The following is a 14,945-nucleotide window of genomic DNA, read 5'->3' as shown; positions in this document are numbered from 1 at the left end:
GGGCTCAGATAGCTGATCTACACTCTTGCGTCTGAGTGTCTAAGTCACCACTGATGGAGGCCTGCATGAAATATATCCGCCAGCTCAGCCCTACCCGGCGTATATTAGTGATATTGCTGGCCGTCCTGGCGCTGGCTGCGGCACTGTACAGTGGTATTTTACAGCAGCGCGTGGTTAACCCGGCATTGGCACCGCTGGATAATAAAGCGCATTCGGTGTTACAGCACAGCCTGCTACTCAGTAGCGCCTCTTTCGCTACTGCCCGGCTGATTGACCGCGGCATTGCTTTTGTGTCAGAAGCTGAAGTCGGTGTCGGTGTTGCCAGTGTTAAACCGGGCCAGTTACTTAAACCGCTGCAGGATATGGCGGTGCGCTATTCCGATTTAATGGTTATTGCGATGACGTCTATCGGTTTACAACTGTTCTTGCTCGAATTTGCCAAACTGGCGGCGCTGCCCCTGTTTGGCAGCGGCATTCTGGTATCGACTCTGCTGGTGTTCATTGGGCCAGCCAGTTGGCGGGCCAGCAGCACTTACTTGCTGCGTATTTTTATCGCTGTACTGCTGGTGATCCGTATCGGCGTACCGCTGGCGGCTTTTGGCGTGGCTGAGTTGTCAGACTGGGTGCTGGAGCCGCAGCGTATTGCGGCAGAAGCAGCATTAACCGGTGAAACAGCTGCGCTGCAGCGGGTTGAACAACCCGTTACCAACGCCAACGATGGCTCGCTCAGCTGGTTGCGGCAAATGGCGGCCAAAGCCAATGACATGTTCTCCGCGATGAAAAGCTTTTCCGATACCATGGTGGAAAAGCTTATTCAGCTGATAGTGGTGTACAGCCTGCAGACGCTGGTATTTCCTCTGTTGTCGCTGTGGCTGCTGTGGCATTTGGGCCGCTGGTTTGTGCGCAGGCCATTGCCACAGCCTCCTCTGCAAACTGCTACACCTTAAAGCGTTGTACCAAAGCACTCAGACGTCGCTCCAGCTCGGTCAGCTCTCCGGTTGAACTGGCCAGTTGTGAGGCATTATTCGCCGCCTGATCAGCCAGTTGCGCAATTTCATGGATACTGCGGCTGATATCACCCGCTACCGCGGTTTGCTCTTCTGCTGCCGTTGCGATCTGGATATTCATCTGGGTAATAGTGCTGACCGATTTGGTAATGGTTTGCAGCGACTCACGCGCCTGGTCAGCCTGCGCCACGGTCTGGATAGACTGTTCACGGCCGCGCTGCATTACCTGCACGGCATCTTTGGTACCCTGCTGAAACAGGTTAATCATCTGCTGAATTTCGTTAGTGCTTTGTTGGGTGCGGGTCGCCAATGTGCGTACCTCATCAGCCACTACTGCAAAACCGCGGCCCTGCTCGCCGGCACGGGCAGCTTCAATGGCAGCATTTAAGGCCAGTAAGTTGGTTTGTTCGGCAATACCGCGGATCACGTTAACAACAGAACCTATCTGGTCAGCATTGGCGCCGAGCTGTTCAATCGCATCACCGGCAGTATTGACCTCTTCGGCCAGTTTATTAATCGAACTGATGGTCTGAGCCACGCTTTGCTGCCCACCGACAGCCTCTTTGTCAGCGTCTTGTGCCGCACTAGCGGCTAAACCAGCGCTGCTGGCCACTTCCTGTACCGCAGTAGACATTTCATATACCGCAGCAGCCACTTGAGTGGTTTCTGCTTTTTGTGTGCCTGCATCCTGATCGGTCAGGCTGACAATTTGCTGCATAGTTGACGCGCTGTGGCTAAGTGCTGTGACAGCCTGCTTAACCTCACTGACCAGCTGCTGAATTTTCTGCGCAAACTCATTAAAACCGCGCGCCACTTCGCCAACCTCATCAGCTGTTTCAATCTGCAAGCGCTGCGTTAAATCGCCTTCGCCCTGGCCGATATCAATCAGCGCCGCCGAGGCTTTTTGTAATGGCTTCACCACCATATTGGCGACAAACAGCGCCAGTAGCACCACCAGTACCAACAGCACTATGGCGCCGCCAATAATCAGCAGTAAGGTATCGCGGATCCGTTCGCTAATCTGTTCTTCTTTGCCGGCAACACGGCGGTCGATATCGTCGATATAAAAGCCGGAACCGATAATCCAGCGGTTGTTGTTCATTGCGGCAGCGTAACCGAGCTTAGGCGTTAAACCACCGCGGGTCTTTTCATCCCACATATAGGTAACAAAGCCACCGCCTTTTTTACCCGCCGCTATCAGCTCACGAATTAAAAACACGCCGTTCGGGTCTTTCAGATCGATCAGGTTACGCCCTTCCAATGCCTGATTAGAGCCATGTACTATGTTTACGCCATCCAGATCATAAACAAACATATAACCATCATCGCTGAACTTCATCGCCCGGATCACCGCTTTAGCGGCTTCCAGCTGGTCAGCATCCAGTGAATTGCCGGTCATATAAGGTGTCGCCGCACTGATAGCTATCGCGACATGGTGCTCCAGCGCATCCTGTTTCTCCTGCATCATGTCTGCACGAAACTGGGTGATCTCTTCTTTTCCCATCGCGCGCATCTGACTGTAGATCAATAACATCAGCAACAACACAACGGTTGCCATTGGTAACACCGCCAGCAGCAGCATTTTATTTTTCAGTGAGAAATTGAACATAGACAGGCTCCGCATCTTCGCGATAACAACTTGATTCTGTTACATCATAGTGCAGGTGAGCGGAAAAGGAAGCGCCCTACGACTATAGTGTATAGCGCGTAAATTCAGACTGCTGCATACGTATGCAGCATAGAAATGCATGTCAGCTGTAATACACTCAGCAGCAAATCTATTAAAACTACAACACAGGGTAGAATCTATGCGTAAGAGCGCCACCATACTGTTGCTGAGTGTCGCAGGCAGCCTGCTGCTGTCATGCAGCAAAGCACCGGAGCCCGCCATGTCGACAAAAACCGAACCGGTAGCAGCAAAGCCTGCCGCTGAACGTCCGGCAACTGAACATAAAGTTGTGGTGTATCAGGTATTCACCCGCTTGTTTGGCAACACTAACAACACTAATCAGCCCTGGGGCACGCTGGCACAGAACGGCGTGGGTAAATTTGCCGACTTTACGCCCCAGGCGCTGGACGCAATAAAAGCCCTGGGCGTCAGCCATATCTGGTATACCGGCGTACCACATCATGCACTGGTTAACGATTACAGCGCTTATGGCATCAGCAATGACGACCCGGACGTTATCAAAGGCCGCGCCGGCTCGCCTTATGCGGTCAAAGACTACTATAACGTTAACCCCGATCTGGCCACCGATCCGGCCAACCGGCTGGCTGAATTTGAACAGCTGATCGCCCGCACCCATCAGCATGGTATGAAAGTGCTGATAGACATAGTGCCGAACCATGTCGCCCGCTCTTATCAGTCGCTGTCGAACCCTGAAGGCACTGAGGATTTTGGCGCCAATGATGACACTACTGTCGAGTATGCCCGCGATAATAACTTCTATTACGTGCCTGGCCAGGCGTTTAACGTGCCGGCTTTCCAGGACAGCTATCAGGTTCTGGGCGGTGAAGCGCATCCGTTAGCCGACGGTAAGTTTGCCGAGTATCCGGCAAAATGGACAGGTAATGGCTCTCGCGCAGCCCAGCCAGCCTTTGACGACTGGTATGAAACAGTAAAAATCAATTACGGCGTAAAACCAGATGGCAGCTATGACTTTGACAGCTTACCGGCAGACTATGCTGCAAAAGACTGGCAGGCGCATTTTCAGTTCTGGCAAGGCAAAACCGTGCCAGACTCCTGGCGCAAGTTCCGCGATATCACCCAGTACTGGCTGGCCAAAGGCGTCGATGGTTTTCGTTACGATATGGCCGAAATGGTACCGGTGGAGTTCTGGAGCTACTTAAACTCGCACATCAAGCAAACCAACCCGCAGGCGTTTTTATTAGCCGAGGTGTATCAGCCGCATTTGTACCGCGACTATATTAAGCTTGGCAAAATGGATTATCTGTACGACAAAGTAGAGTTTTACGACAGCCTGAAACTTGTGATGCAGGGCAAAGGGCCAACCTCGGCACTGATTGAAACCCAGCAGCGCATGGCTGACATTGAGCACCATATGCTGCACTTTTTAGAAAACCACGACGAGCAGCGTATCGCCGCGCCGGAATTCGCCGGCGATGCCAGAAAAGGCCTGCCTGCGATGGTCGTGTCAGCTACCATCAGTACCTCGCCCACTATGCTGTATTTTGGTCAGCATGTTGGCGAGCCGGGCACGGCAGACGCCGGTTTTGGCAAAGCCAGCCGTACCACTATTTTTGATTATTGGGGCGTGCCACAGCATCAAAAATGGATGAATGGCGGCAAATTTGATGGCGGCGCGTTAAACGCCGATGATAAAGCCCTGCATGCTTACTATCAGAGGCTACTCAGCTTTACCGCTAAGGCGCCGGCGCTGATGGGACAATACGCCGAGCTGCACAGTGCAAACCTGGCAGCAAATAGCGGTTACAGCGAACAACAGCTGGCGTTTGCCCGCTGGAGCGACGAGCAGAAACTGGTGGTTGTCAGCCATTTTAACGCCGACGCTGCAGTGAGCTTTAACCTGACACTGCCGGCCGATCTGATGAACCGCTGGCAGTTAAGCGATGGCCAGTACAGCCTGACCGACGCTCTTAACAACAACCAATATTCATTAGCGGTAAGCAATGGTACAGGCAGTATAGCGTTGGAACTTGCACCTTTAGCCTCTGTGATCCTGGAGCTGTAAACCATGCGCTTATTACTGATTTTTATTGTTTTTTTGTCAGCACCTGCGCTGCTGGCAGCGCAATACCAGCAGCACAATCTGCAGGGCAGCACACTCACTGTTGACACCGACGAGGGTGCCGTCACGCTAAACTTCTATCAGAACGATGTGGTCGAAGCCTTTTATCAGGCAAAAGGCGTCAAACAACTGCCGTCGTTCTCAATCAGCCAGAGCCCGGCGGATATTGCGCTACGGCTACAGGAAACTGCCGATAAGTTGATACTAAGCAGTGCCGGCTTAACAGTGAACATTGAAAAATCACCGCTGAAGCTTAGCTACTACCGTAGCGGCAAGCTGTTGCTCGCCGAAGAGCAGGGTTATGTGCAAAATGCTGACAACCAGCAGCATGGCTTTCGTTTCGCGCTAACGCCGGGCGAAAAGCTGCTGGGCGGCGGTGAACGCGCACTGGGTATGGACCGGCGCGGGCAGAAGTTTCCGCTGTATAACAAAGCGCATTATGGCTACAGCACTGAATCCAGCCAGATGTATTTCAGCCTGCCACTGCTGCTATCGAGCAATAAATACATACTGCTGTTTGATAACAGCGCTAAAGGCGAAGCCGATTTAGGTGCTACAGACAAAAACGTACTGCAATTTAGTGCTGAAGGTGGCCGCAGCAGTTATGTTGTCGTCGCCGGTGACAGCTACCCGCAGCTGGTCAGTAACTACACCGCCTTAACAGGTAGGCAGCCACTGCCGGCACGCTGGACGCTGGGCAACTATGCGTCGCGCTTTGGCTACCATACTGAGGTAGAAGCCCGTGCCGTGGTGCAAAAGTTCCGCGATGCCAAACTGCCGCTGGATGCCATAGTGCTGGATTTATACTGGTTCGGCCCGGATATTCAGGGCCATATGGGCAACCTGGACTGGGACCGCACTGCCTTCCCTCACCCGGAGCAAATGCTGGCCGATTTCAGCGCAGACGGCGTTAACACCATATTAGTCACCGAGCCTTTTGTGCTGACCACATCAAAACGCTGGCAACAGGCAGTTGCAGCCGGCGCCATCGCCAGAGGGCTTGATGGCCAGCCTAAAACCTTTGATTTTTACTTTGGCAACACCGGCCTGATTGACGTGTTCAGCGAGCAGGGCCAAAACTGGTTCTGGCAGATTTATCAGAGCCTGACTGAGCAAGGTGTGGCCGGCGTCTGGGGCGATTTGGGCGAACCGGAAGTACACCCGGAAGATACCGTGCATGCCATCGGTATGGCCAACGAAGTACACAATGCGTTTGGCCATCAGTGGGCCGACATGGTCTACAGCGGCATGCAACAGCATTTCCCGGCTAAACGGCCTTTTATTATGATGCGGGCCGGCGCGCCGGGTAGCCAGCGCTTTGGCATGGTGCCCTGGACCGGCGATGTTGACCGTAGCTGGGGCGGGTTAAAACCTCAGGTCGAGCTGGCACTGACGATGGGCTTATCCGGCTTTGGCTATATCCACTCCGACTTAGGCGGCTTTGCCGGCGGTGAAACGTTTGATAAGGAGCTGTATATCCGCTGGTTGCAGTACGGCGTATTTCAGCCGGTGTTCCGCCCGCACGCGCAGGAGCATATTGCACCTGAGCTGGTGTTCCATGACAAGGATACCATCGACACACTGCGGCCCTGGCTGAATTTGCGTTATCAGTTATTGCCGTATAACTACACCCTGGCCTATCAGAACAGTGTCAGCGGTATGCCACTGATGCGGCCGTTGTTCTTTTATGATGAAACCAACACCGCTCTGCTCGATGAAAAAAACAGCTACCTCTGGGGCGATGCCTTCTTAGTGGCGCCGGTAACCGAACCTGGTGTAACAAGCTGGCCGGTGCAGCTGCCAGGTGGTGTATGGTTTGATTACTTCAGTACCAAGCGCTACGCGGGCACAACTAAAGTTGAAGTGCCGGTAACACTAAACACTATACCGGTATTGGTAAAAGCCGGCAGCTTTGTGCCGATGACAAAGCCGGTGCAAAGCACACAGGACTATAGCAGTGAACAGCTGACCCTGCACTATTACGCTGATAGCAGTATCGACTGTGCCAAAGGCGAAATGTATGAGGATGATGGAAAAACGCCGGACGCCATTGCCAAAGGCGAGTTTGAACGGCTGAACTTCTATTACCTTAATGACAACGGCACGCAGAAGTTTGAGCTGCGCCGCAGCGGCGACTACAACGGCAAACCGCAAAGCCGCGAGGTTACGCTGGTAGTGCATAACCAAAGCGCAAAGCCGTCGCATATCAGCATTGATGGCCGTTATATTCAGCTGGTGCCGCAACCGGCACGCTTTGCCCGGTTAGAAAATGTGGCGTACTACGATAAAGCCAGCAGGCAGCTGAGTATTAAAGTTGACTGGCAAGCGGATTTGACCCAACTAGCGATTCGCTGACAACCGGATACATCCGGTCGGTTGAGAAAAAGACTGACCGGTTTGCTTACACCGACACGCCGTAAATACATCCCTGTAGGCTCGTTTATGAACTTCTTTCCCGAAGTTCCCCCTCTGGGCCAGCGGAGCTGTTCAAATTCGTTCCCGACGAATTTGTTCGCCCGTCCAGGGCTTCAACGGTCGGTTTAAAGCAAATCGATCAGCCTTGGCGATAGTAATGTTGCTTTGCATATATCTGATTTAGTTTTTCCTTTACAATGACCGGGTTAACAACCCCGATGGACGCGCTAAGTGCTAAATGCCGACTTTACCCAGAAACGTAAATTTATCGTCAAAATCGGCAAAATGCTGCATAAGTACGGCACACCGGCATACCGGCTTGAAGCCCACCTGGCCGAGCTGACCATCCACCTTGGTCTGAAAGGCTCTTATATCATTTCGCCGACATCAATGACCTTTGTGCTCTGGACCGAAGGCCACGAGCAAGAATATACCCATGCCGCCCGTGTTAACCCGGGCGATCTGGATCTTGGTGCCTTATCACGCACTGACGAACTGGCCGATCAGGTGCTGCAGGGTAAAGTCAGCCTGAACGAAGCCGATGCCCTGCTGGATGCAATAGACGCCCGCCCTAACCCTTATGGCAAAGGCGCTACGGCGCTGGCGATGATGATGTCCGGCGGCGCTTTTGCCATGTTAATGGCCACCAGCTGGAACGATGTCTTGTGGTCGTCTTTACTGTCGTTGCTGGTATACGGCTTTATGCTTTGGGCTGCGCGCTCAGCGCGTATTGCCAATATGCTTGAACCTTTAGTGGCACTGGCCGCTGCACTGGCTGCCTGCGCCATCAGCCGTTATATCGACCCCGGCGTTAATATCCGCTTAGTAGTGCTGTCGGCGATTATTCCGTTTATTCCCGGCCTGGCATTAACATTGGGCTTTGCCGAACTGGCGGCGCGGCACCTGGTGTCAGGTAACGCCCGCATTATGGATGCGCTAATGCTGCTGTTTAAGCTGTACTTTGGCGCTTTTCTGGGTATAGCGCTGGGCTTTCGTCTGTTTGGCACGGTCGATTTTGTGCAGCCTGCTCCGATACCACACAGCTTTGCTTGGCTGGCGATTGGCATTTTAGGTATCTCGCTGATTATTCTGTTTAAAAGCCGGCTTAAATATACACTGTGGTCACTGGCGTCGGGTTTTATTGCCTATGCCGTCAGTATTACCGGCGCCGCTATGTTCGACTATACACTGGGCGCGTTTCTCGGTGCTTTTGCCGTTGGCCTGTATAGCAACCTGTTTACCCGGTTGGCAAAGGCGCCGGCGGTTATCGTGGCGATGCACGGCCTTATCGTACTGGTACCCGGCAGTAAAACTTATATTGGCTTAAACTCACTGATTTCCGGCCAGGATTTTGTCGTATCCGACGGCATTGGCCAGCAAACTTTTTTAATTTTTATGTCACTGATTGCCGGGCTTATTTTCGCCAATGTTGCATTGCCACCGAAAAAAAGTCTGTAAATAATTTCACCGCCCTGTCGAATCGGTGCCGCCTATTGCGACCAGTTATACCTTGGATGGTAATAACAGGAGCAACAAATGAATCAGGTAAAACAGGCACAACAGATCAGCGATTTGCTAAATAGCTGGCTACGTGCGGTAAGAGCAAAAGATGTCGCGGCTATTACCAGTATCTACCATAACGACATTGTCGCCTTCGACGCCATTGGTCAGTTGCAGTTTAAAGGTCTGGCCGACTACCGCGCACACTGGCAACGCTGTATGGAGTTTTGCAGCGGCGAGTCTTTTTTTGAAATGCACCAGCTGCAAATACAAGCTGCAGAACAGCTGGCGTTTACCCACTTTTTAACCCACTGCGGTGGCACCAACGACAAAGGCGAACTGCAAAAATGCTGGATGCGCGCCACCCAGTGCTGGCAACATGGCAGTAATGGCTGGCAAGTGGTGCACGAGCATTACTCGATGCCATTTGACATGCAAACCGGTGCTATTCTGTCAGACCTAACCCCATAAGGAGCACAGCATGAAATACCTTTGTCTGGTGTACAGTGACGAAAACACGCTGCACAGCCTGCCTGACAGCCCGCACGACAGCGAGTGCCAGGCTTATGCGGAAAAAGTGCATAACAGTGGCCGCATGCTGGCGGCAGAAGCCCTGCAACCGGTCAGCACTGCCACCACCATCCGGGTGCGTAGCGGTAAAGTCAGTATTACTGATGGCCCCTTTGCTGAAACCAAAGAACAGCTGGCAGGCTTTTATCTGGTAGATGCCCATGACTTAAACGAGGCAATACAGATCGCCAGCGGCATACCGGCTGCGCGGGTTGGCTCGGTCGAAGTGCGACCGGTACGTCAGCTCGACGTCTGAGCTGGCTGCAGATCAATGCCGGTTAATCCCGCTCAGGCCAGCCAGGTACGCGCTCAGCTAAGTGCCATGTACCAGCGTGAATCACGTAAGGTACTGGCGACGCTGATCCGGCTGCTGGGTGACTTTGAGCTGGCCGAAGAAGCGCTGCACGAGGCTTTTCATGCAGCGTTGCAACAATGGCCTGTCGAGGGCCTGCCAGCAAACCCGGTGGCCTGGCTGGTATCTGCCGGGCGCTTTAAAGCCATAGATCAGCTGCGTAAAACATCGCGCTTAACCCACTTACCCAATGAATTACTGGCACAGCTGAGCACAGAAGATGCTGCCGAGCCTGAGGTAATTGCGGACGATCAGCTGCGGCTGATTTTTACCTGCTGTCACCCCAGTTTAGCCACCGATGCCCAGCTGGCATTAACACTGCGTGAAGTATGCGGCCTGACTACCGAGCAAATTGCCAGTGCTTTTCTAACCAACGCGCCCACTGTGGCGCAGCGCATCGTACGGGCGAAAGGTAAAATACGCGACGCCCGCATCCCGTATGAAGTACCGCCGCCGGCCGAGTTACCACAGCGGCTGGATGCGGTATTACAGGTCATTTACCTGCTGTTTAATGAAGGCTATTCAGCCTCTATGGGCACAGTGCTGCTTGATATCAGTTTAAGTGACGAAGCTATCCGGCTTGGCCGCTTAATGCTTGAACTGCTGCCCGACGCCGAAACCGCCGGCTTACTGGCGCTGATGCTGCTGCAACATGCCCGCCGCCACGCCCGGGTATCTGGCGACGGCGAGTTAGTATTATTACCACAACAGGACCGCAGCCTGTGGCAACAGGATGAAATACGCGAAGGCGGCGAACTGGTGCAATGGGCACTGCGTACCCGCCGTATTGGCCCCTATACACTGCAGGCAGCCATAGCCGCATTACACAGTGAAGCGCCAAGCAGTGCCGCAACCGACTGGCAGGAGATTTGCGGCCTGTATAACCTGCTCTCACAGGCCGACCCGTCACCGGTAGTCGCATTAAACCGGGCAGTTGCCATAGCAATGCGTGACGGCCCGGCTGCAGCGTTACCACTCATTGAACAGCTGCAACAGCACGGGCAACTTAGCCAATACCATCTGCTGTATGCTGCCAAAGCCGATTTACTGCGCCAACTTAGCCGCAATCAAGAGGCGCTGTATGCCTATCAGCAAGCACTGCAGCTGTGTAAACAATTACCGGAGCAGCGCTTTTTACAGCGCCAAATTGCAGCATTAACCGGATAACAGTGGCACACTCACTGGTCAGGGCAGTGGCTGAATACGTATGCAGTGCCGGCTTTTACCTTGCTGCAAACTGGTGCAATGCTCTAGGGTAAAAGCTTTGTCACTGTACCGGAAATCTTTATGCGCCTGTCTGTCATTCCCTGCCTGCTGGCAGCTTTGCTTACGCCGTGTTCACTGCTGGCAGCCAGCCTTAGTGTTACCTCACCCGATGGCAGTATTGAACTGACGCTGGATGACACTGCCCTGACCTATCAGGTGCAGTTTCATCAGCAGCAGGTTATCGCGCCCTCGGCACTGGGCTTTCGCTTTTTACAGCTACCTGCCTTAGGTAAGGGTTACAAAATTACCGCACACAGCCGCAACAGTGTTAACCAAACCTGGCAACAGCCGTGGGGCGAGCGCGAAACAGTTGTAGATCAACATAACGAACTGGTGGTGACGTTAAAACACCCTGAGCGCCAGGCGCCTTTTACACTGCGCTTTAAACTGTTTAACGACGGCCTCGGTTTTCGTTACGAAGTGCCAGACCAGGGTGTGGATAAGCTGGATATTATTGACGAGCTGACCGAGTTTCGCATTAACGACAGTAAACAGACTACCGCCTGGTGGATCCCGGGCCGGGGCTGGAACCGCTACGAAATGCTGTACCGCACCACAGCGCTGAACGAGGTAGACCGCGCTCATACACCTTTTACCTTTAAACTGCCAACCGGCGTGCATCTGAGTATTCATGAAGCAGCACTGGTTGATTTTGCCGGCATGGTGCTGGATCAGCAGCGCGACGGTGTATTGAAAAGCGATTTAACACCCTGGTCAGACGGTATCCGGGTTAAAACCAACGGCAGTTTCACCACGCCGTGGCGCACCATTCAGATAGCAGATAATGCCATAGGCCTGTTAAATTCTGATCTGATTTTAAACCTGAACGAACCGAATAAACTCGGCGATGTGTCCTGGGTAAAACCGGGGAAATATGCCGGCATCTGGTGGGGCATGCACCTGGAAACACAAAGCTGGGGCAGCGGCCCCAAGCATGGCGCCACTACAGCTAACACTAAAGCGTATATTGATTTTGCCGCCAAAAACGGTTTTGACGGTGTGTTAGTAGAAGGCTGGAACCAGGGCTGGGACGGTGAATGGTTTTTAAACGGTGCTGTGTTTAACTTCACTACGCCTTACCCGGACTTTGATTTAGCCGCCATTACTGCCTATGGCAAAGCAAAAGGCGTGAAACTGATTGGCCACCACGAAACCTCGGGCCATATCAGCAACTACGAAGCGCAAATGGCCGACGCTTATGATTTATACGCCAAACACGGCGTCAGCCAGATTAAAACCGGTTATGTGGCCGACGGTGGCCAGGCTACCCACATAGACGAAAACGGCATAGAACGTAAAGAGTGGCACGACGGCCAGTTAATGGTAAACCATTATCTGTACTCGGTGACCGAAGCGGCGAAACGCCAGCTTAGTATTAACACCCATGAACCAATTAAAGACACCGGCCTGCGCCGCACTTACCCGAACTGGATCAGCCGCGAAGGCGCCCGTGGCCAGGAGTACAACGCCTGGGGCTCACCACCAAACCCGCCGGAGCACACCGCGATGCTGCCCTTCACCCGTATGCTGTCCGGCCCGATGGACTTTACCCCCGGCATTTTTAACCTGGCCTATAAAGGGTTAGATGCCGAGAACCGGGTACAAACCACGCTGGCTAAACAGTTGGCGCTGTATGTGGTGCTGTATAGCCCGATCCAGATGGTGGCCGACTTACCCGAGCATTATGCCGCGCACCCGAAAGCCTTTCAGTTTATTAAAGACGTGCCAACCGACTGGGCGCAGAGTAAAGCTCTGCAGGGCGAAGTCGGTAATTTTGTTGTGTTTGCCCGCCAGGATAAACACAGCGCTGACTGGTACTTAGGCGCGCTGACTGACGAACAAGCGCGCACAGTAACAGTAAAACTGGACTTTTTACCGGCCGGTAAGCGCTTTACGGCGCAAATTTACCGTGACGGCAAAGACGCCGATTGGCGCACCAAGCCGTACGAGATGATCATCGAGCAGAAAAGCGTTACTGCCGCCGACAGCTTAACGCTGCCGCTGGCCACCAGTGGCGGTGCTGCTATTCGCTTTAAGGCAGAAAAATAATGTATAACAAAAACTTATTATCTAAAAACATGTTGGCAGCGGCAGTGTTAAGCTGTGGCCTTAACGCCCAGGCAGCACCGGCTTTTCAAATCGAACGCTTAGAGCCGGCTAACTGGTGGGCCGGTATGCAGCACCCAGAGCTGCAACTGATGCTGTACGGTAAAGATATTGCCAAACTAACCCCGGCGCTTAACTACGATGGCGTAACCCTAACCGGAGTAGAACGCACCAATAACCCGAACTATCTGTTTGTAAACCTGGAGCTGGCGGCCAACGTTAAGCCTGGTGATATCGCGTTGCAGTTTAGCCACAACGGCGAAACAGTACTTAGCCATAATTACCCGCTGCTTAAGCGACGTGAAGCCTCTGCTAAGCGTCAGGGCTTCAGTGCTGCCGATGTTATTTACCTGCTGGTGCCGGATCGCTTTGCCAATGGTAACCCGGCGAATGACAATCAGCCCGGTATGCCGGACAAGCTAAACCGTGCTGATGACAATGGCCGCCACGGTGGCGATTTAGCCGGTATGCAAAGTGCGCTGGGTTACATTGCCGATATGGGCTACACCACTATCTGGCCAACCCCGCTGACGGAAAATAACCAAAGCGCTTATTCGTACCATGGCTATGCCGCTACCGATCTGTACAACATCGACGCCCGCTTTGGCACTAACAGCCAGTACCGCGATTTCGTTGCCGCGGCCAACAGCAAAGGCATTAAGGTAATTCAGGATATTATTCTGAACCACATTGGCAACGAGCACTGGTGGCTGAAAGATTTACCAGATAACAATTGGCTGAATAATCAGGAGTTTTTAACCGGAAAACCCTTTATTGGCACCAACCATAGCCGCAGCACTGTGCAAGACCCTTACGCCAGTAAAATCGACAGTGCACAGTTTACCGACGGCTGGTTTGTCGACAGCATGCCCGATTTAAACCAGCGTCACCCACTGCTGGCGACTTACCTTATTCAGAACAGTATCTGGTGGGTAGAATATGCCAACCTGTCCGGCATCCGTGAAGACACCTACAGCTATGCCGACAAGCAGTTTTTAAGCGAATGGGCGCGGCGTATTATGCTGGAGTACCCGCAGTTTAATATTGTTGGCGAAGAGTGGAGCCCCAACCCGCTAATCGTTTCGTATTGGCAGGCGGGTAAACAAAATAAAGACGGTTATGTATCGCACACTCCAGCGATGCTGGACTTTCCGCTGTACGACGCCATGCTAAAAGCGCTGAACGACGATGAAAGCTGGAACGGTGGCTGGATTGGCCTGTATGAAATGCTCAGTAACGATCATATCTACGCCAACCCGTTTAATCTGGTTACCTTTGAAGGCAACCACGACACAGCGCGTATTTTCTCGCTGCTGAATGAAGATATTAACCTGTACCGCATGGCTATCAGCTACCTGCTAACCATGCGTGGTATACCGCAGATGTTCTACGGCACCGAAATAGCCATGCAAAGCCCGAAGTTCCGCGATGACGGCAAAGTGCGCGCTGATTTCCCCGGCGGCTGGGCTGGCGACAAGGTGAACGCTTTTACCGGCCAAGGCTTAAATGCTACACAAAAAAGCGCGCAGCAACTGGTGAAAACCCTGCTGAACTGGCGCAAAACGGCCACAGCTATTCACAGCGGTAAGCTGATGCACTTCGCGCCCGAAAACGGCACTTACACGTACTTTCGTTACAACGATAAGCAAACCGTGATGGTAGTAATGAACAAACAATCTGAGCCGGTAACGCTGGATCTCGCACGCTTTAGCGAAGTGCTGCCGCAGGGTAAAACCGCAACTGAGGTGATTAGCGGCAAAACGATCAAGCTGGACAAGCAACTCACCGTGCCAGCACGCGGTACTTTGGTGCTGGATATACGTTAGTGTTAAATAATCACTGACACGTATTTGATATACAGTTAAATGTTAGCTAGTTTAGCTAATAGAAATGAAACGCTGCTGAGCTACGCGACTCAACGTACGTAGCTCACGTTTTTGGCGGGCATTAACCAAAAAT

The 14,945-nt window shown here is 52.9% G+C and carries 10 protein-coding genes; 9 read left to right on the top strand and 1 reads right to left on the bottom strand.

The features are described 5' to 3' along the window. The first annotated feature begins 65 nt into the window (after window positions 1–65). Window positions 66–947: a hypothetical protein gene (locus LHL18_RS07210; protein ID WP_226766404.1), complete on the top strand. Its 882-nt coding sequence runs from the start codon at window positions 66–68 to the stop codon at window positions 945–947. Here the strand turns inward: LHL18_RS07210 and LHL18_RS07205 are convergent. Next, complete coding sequence (locus LHL18_RS07205) at window positions 937–2,616, bottom strand: methyl-accepting chemotaxis protein (protein ID WP_226766403.1); 1,680 nt, start codon at window positions 2,614–2,616, stop codon at window positions 937–939. The genes LHL18_RS07210 and LHL18_RS07205 overlap by 11 nt on opposite strands. A gap of 199 nt (window positions 2,617–2,815) precedes the next feature. Here LHL18_RS07205 and LHL18_RS07200 point away from each other — a divergent pair, with 199 nt between their 5' ends. The 8 genes from LHL18_RS07200 to LHL18_RS07165 all read left to right on the top strand — a co-directional run bounded on the left by LHL18_RS07200 (window position 2,816) and on the right by LHL18_RS07165 (window position 14,812). After that, complete coding sequence (locus LHL18_RS07200) at window positions 2,816–4,720, top strand: alpha-amylase family glycosyl hydrolase (RefSeq protein ID WP_226766402.1); 1,905 nt, start codon at window positions 2,816–2,818, stop codon at window positions 4,718–4,720. Window positions 4,721–4,723: 3 nt separating this feature from the next. After that, window positions 4,724–7,132 (top strand): glycoside hydrolase family 31 protein, encoded by a 2,409-nt coding sequence (locus LHL18_RS07195; RefSeq protein ID WP_226766401.1) that lies wholly within the window; start codon window positions 4,724–4,726, stop codon window positions 7,130–7,132. Between the two features lie 291 nt (window positions 7,133–7,423). Then, window positions 7,424–8,650, top strand: a complete 1,227-nt coding sequence (locus LHL18_RS19775; RefSeq protein ID WP_226766400.1) for a threonine/serine exporter family protein — start codon at window positions 7,424–7,426, stop codon at window positions 8,648–8,650. A 78-nt stretch (window positions 8,651–8,728) separates the two neighbouring features. Then, the gene (locus LHL18_RS07185; RefSeq protein ID WP_226766399.1) at window positions 8,729–9,163 is read left to right on the top strand and encodes a YybH family protein; all 435 of its coding nucleotides are present in this window, start codon (window positions 8,729–8,731) and stop codon (window positions 9,161–9,163) included. 10 nt (window positions 9,164–9,173) lie between these two features. Then, complete coding sequence (locus LHL18_RS07180; protein WP_134052793.1) at window positions 9,174–9,518, top strand: YciI family protein; 345 nt, start codon at window positions 9,174–9,176, stop codon at window positions 9,516–9,518. Between the two features lie 15 nt (window positions 9,519–9,533). Next, window positions 9,534–10,781 (top strand): RNA polymerase sigma factor, encoded by a 1,248-nt coding sequence (locus LHL18_RS07175; RefSeq protein ID WP_226766398.1) that lies wholly within the window; start codon window positions 9,534–9,536, stop codon window positions 10,779–10,781. 120 nt (window positions 10,782–10,901) lie between these two features. Next, window positions 10,902–12,929 (top strand): glycoside hydrolase family 97 protein, encoded by a 2,028-nt coding sequence (locus tag LHL18_RS07170; RefSeq protein WP_226766397.1) that lies wholly within the window; start codon window positions 10,902–10,904, stop codon window positions 12,927–12,929. Further along, the gene (locus tag LHL18_RS07165; RefSeq protein ID WP_226766396.1) at window positions 12,929–14,812 is read left to right on the top strand and encodes a glycoside hydrolase family 13 protein; all 1,884 of its coding nucleotides are present in this window, start codon (window positions 12,929–12,931) and stop codon (window positions 14,810–14,812) included. The genes LHL18_RS07170 and LHL18_RS07165 overlap by 1 nt, the downstream gene beginning before the upstream one ends. Window positions 14,813–14,945 lie beyond the last annotated feature (133 nt).

It is taken from the genome of Rheinheimera aquimaris, assembly GCF_020531985.1.
Taxonomy (GTDB): Bacteria; Pseudomonadota; Gammaproteobacteria; order Enterobacterales; family Alteromonadaceae; genus Alishewanella; species Alishewanella aquimaris.
The sequence above is the reverse complement of the archived record's forward strand: the minus strand, read 5'-3'. Positions and strand labels throughout refer to the sequence as shown.

Bases quoted from the DNA above. Each gene is read 5' to 3' on its own strand.
- LHL18_RS07205 (WP_226766403.1), bottom strand. From the start codon at position 2,616: ATGTTCAATTTCTCACTGAAAAATAAAATGCTGCTGCTGGCGGTGTTA.
- LHL18_RS07195 (WP_226766401.1), top strand. From the start codon at position 4,724: ATGCGCTTATTACTGATTTTTATTGTTTTTTTGTCAGCACCTGCGCTG.
- LHL18_RS07180 (WP_134052793.1), top strand. From the start codon at position 9,174: ATGAAATACCTTTGTCTGGTGTACAGTGACGAAAACACGCTGCACAGC.
- LHL18_RS07175 (WP_226766398.1), top strand. From the start codon at position 9,534: ATGCCGGTTAATCCCGCTCAGGCCAGCCAGGTACGCGCTCAGCTAAGT.
- LHL18_RS07185 (WP_226766399.1), top strand. From the start codon at position 8,729: ATGAATCAGGTAAAACAGGCACAACAGATCAGCGATTTGCTAAATAGC.
- LHL18_RS07165 (WP_226766396.1), top strand. From the start codon at position 12,929: ATGTATAACAAAAACTTATTATCTAAAAACATGTTGGCAGCGGCAGTG.
- LHL18_RS07210 (WP_226766404.1), top strand. From the start codon at position 66: ATGAAATATATCCGCCAGCTCAGCCCTACCCGGCGTATATTAGTGATA.
- LHL18_RS07200 (WP_226766402.1), top strand. From the start codon at position 2,816: ATGCGTAAGAGCGCCACCATACTGTTGCTGAGTGTCGCAGGCAGCCTG.
- LHL18_RS07170 (WP_226766397.1), top strand. From the start codon at position 10,902: ATGCGCCTGTCTGTCATTCCCTGCCTGCTGGCAGCTTTGCTTACGCCG.